The sequence below is a fragment of the Streptomyces sp. NH27 genome, from assembly GCF_056859195.1.
Map to the genome: position 1 here is coordinate 1 of NZ_JACEGK010000728.1, position 2,925 is coordinate 2,925.

Genomic DNA, 2,925 nt, shown 5'->3' on the forward strand with positions numbered 1-2,925 from the left:
CGCTATGAGAGGAGCCTTAATCCGTTTCTGTGAAAACTCTGAGAATCGAGGGGCGATGGCGACAGCCGGGGCAGGGGTGCACCGGCTGGTGGTAGGGCGCACCGGGGTGCCGGCTGCGGGGGTACGGCGCCGTCCCGTTCACAACCTCCACCCCCGACACCAGCCACATCCGGCCCGTCCACCGGCACTGCCCCCTTGCGTCCGCCCCACCCGGCAGTGGTACGAAGGTACGAAGTCGACTGGCAGACAAGCATAATGACGTAACGTCACGAACGGGGGCAGGTCACACGATGCAGGGTGGAGTCGGGCTGACGGCATATCTCGTCAACGAGTCGCGGGCCCGCCGGCCCGACCTCGCCGAGGACGGACTGGCGGCCGCGTGGATTCCCGAGGAGGAGCGGCCGGGCGTCAAGGCGCTGTGGCAGGAGTTCGCCGACGCCGTCTACCCGCACGACGACCTGGTGGTCTCGCTGCGCGGCCGGTTCATCGCGGACACCCTCGCCGAGGCGCTGCGGGCCGACCCGGACACGGTGCTGGTGGTGTGCGGCGCGGGCTTCTCGTCGTACCCGTGGCTGCTGCACTTCCCGGTCGCGATCGAGGTGGACCTGCCGCACATGGCCGAGGCGAAGCGGCTGCGCGCGGCGGAGCTGACCGCTGACGGGACCGTGCCGGTGCGCGACGTGCGGCACATCGGTGCCGATCTGGCCGTGGCCGCGGACCGCGCCGCGGTGGTGGCACAGGTGCGGGCGGTCGCGGCCGGGCGGCCGGTCGCGTACGTCGTCGAGGGCGTCGTCTTCTACCTGTCGCCCGACGACGCACGGGCGTTGGTGACGCTCGGCGCGGAGTTCGGCACGACCGCCGTGACCGCGGTGAGCTACTGGCCGTCGGCGGCCGCGGGCAGCGTGGTGCTGGCCGAGCAGCGCGCGTGGTTCCGCAGCAGGTCCGTCCCGGAGGAGGCGAGCCACCACACCCACGCCGAGTTGGCCGCGCTGCTGGGTGCGCCGCTCGACGACCAGGGTCCGGAGGATCTCCAACGGCGTTACCTGGCACGGGTGGTGGTGCCCGAGGCCGCCCTCATCCCGGAGTACGTGGCCGTGTCCTGGGGCACCCCGGGCACGCGCGGGGCCATCGGAGCGGCGGGACCCGCCGGAGCAGCCACGTGAGCGCCGGGGTGCTGCATCTCCAGTGCCGGGCCTACCCGTTGCACCACCGCACCCCGACCACCTCGCTCGAACTCTTCGCCGTGCCCGGCCACGGCGAGCTGCTGCCCGTCCTCGGCAGCCTGGACTCCCTCGCCTACAACCCCGACAGCACCATCGAGTTGGACCTGACCGGGATCATCCGCCCGGCCGTCGCGCTGCCCGGCGTGGAGGTCGTCGCCTGCCACGCCCGCATCCTGACCGCCGGCACCGTCCTGGTGGTCTACGCGCTGCGCCACGAGCAGGACCTGCGACTGTTGACCCTGCTCGAACTCGACGCCCTGGACGCCGGCATCAACCGGGTCCTACGGGAGACGGACGCGCCGATCCTCAGCGCCATGCTGTCCGCCGCCGTCAGCAGCGGCCTGGTCCGCAGCATCGCTCTTCGCCCCGACCTGGTGGTGGCCGGCACGCGTTCGCCGATCGACCGCCGATCCGCCCGCTACAACGCGCACTTCGTCGGCCAGGACCCGCCATGGCAGCCGGACTCCCGTGTGCCCGAGGTGTCTTCGGGACCGGACTGCCGCATCCTGCTGCCGTACACCTACGCCTGGGACCGCGACCCGGACACCGCGCTGGCCTCTCTGCTGACGATGACCGAGCCGACCGACATCGCGGTCGCGCAGCAGTCCCTGCTGGCCGGGGCGCTCATCGCCGGCCGCTGGGTGCTGGGCGACCTCGCGCACGCGCACCCCGCCAGCACCGACGTGCACGCCTTCCGCCGTTTCCTCGACGGGCTGTGGGCCGACTTCCACCACCTCGACAGCTACCGCATGGAGTCCGCCCAGGCGCACCGCGCGAGCTACCTGGCCGCGCGCCTGACGATCGGCCTCGACGACATGCAGGAGCGCGCCGACAAACTCCTCGGCTACGTGAGCAGTTCGCTGCTGGCCGCCGCCTCGGAGCGGGCCGAGGCCCTCGACACCCGGCTCAACCGGGTCGCCGCCGCGCTCACCGTGGTCAGCGCGGCCTCCTTCGGCCTGGACATCGCGGTGTTCGTACTACCGCAGGTGTCGCTGGGGACGAAGATCGCCGTCGTCGTGGGGCTGCTCGGGATGGCGACGTCGGGGCTGATCGCGGCGATGCTGCCGGGGGCGCTGCGCAGGTCGTTCCAACGGCGGAACGCGGTGGGCGCGGCGGGCGCGGTGGGCACGGCGGGCGCGGCTTCCGAACTGACCGGGCCTGCACCGGTGTCGGCGGTGGCGGGCGTGGCGGCAGCGGGCGTGGCGGCGGCGAGTGCGGCAGCGGCTGCGGCTACGGTGGGAGCCGCTGCCGTGGGGGCCGCGACGGCCCCGACCGCCTTGCCGGCCACGGCCGTTGGCGCGGCGGGCCCGGTCGGCCCCGTAGGCCCGGTCGAAGGGGGCGGCGGGGCGGTTCCGGGTCCGGCGCCCGACGCTTCCGGGGTGCCCTCCCAGCGGAGTCAGTCCTCCGGGTCGTAGTACGCCGCCACGGCCGTGAAATGGGCTATCCAAGCGGCGAGTTCGGCCGGATTGCGGGTGCTGACATCGCAGGAGTGGAGGCCGCCGTCGTTCAGCGCCACCCCCACCACCAGCACATGGCCGCGCCCGGTGCCCTGTTCGCACCAGGCCGTGTTGATCGCCGGCCACGGGAACTCCGTGACACGGCCGTTGACGCCGAGCGAGATGCCGTCGGCGTCGGCGACCACGGCGTTCTTCCGGTCCATGGCGAGGAACTCGGGTGCGTCGGACGGGAGTTGGTCCATGGG

General features: G+C 73.0%; 2 protein-coding genes and 1 pseudogene. 2 read left to right on the plus strand and 1 reads right to left on the minus strand.

The genetic code is table 11. From position 1 onward, the window contains the following. Window positions 1-290: 290 nt before the first annotated feature. Together AC13HU_RS35030 and AC13HU_RS35035 are read left to right on the plus strand one after the other, a co-directional pair. Complete coding sequence (locus AC13HU_RS35030) at window positions 291-1,163, plus strand: class I SAM-dependent methyltransferase (protein WP_483046033.1); 873 nt, start codon at window positions 291-293, stop codon at window positions 1,161-1,163. Next, a complete protein-coding gene (locus tag AC13HU_RS35035; RefSeq protein WP_483046034.1) occupies window positions 1,160-2,638 on the plus strand; it encodes a hypothetical protein in 1,479 nt (492 codons plus the stop codon). Before AC13HU_RS35030 ends, AC13HU_RS35035 begins: the two co-directional genes overlap by 4 nt. On the opposite strand, the pseudogene AC13HU_RS35040 reads toward AC13HU_RS35035, so the two are convergent. Beyond that, window positions 2,620-2,925 (minus strand): annotated as a pseudogene (locus AC13HU_RS35040) (serine/threonine-protein kinase); the annotation flags it as partial. The gene AC13HU_RS35035 and the pseudogene AC13HU_RS35040 sit on opposite strands and share 19 nt — an antisense overlap.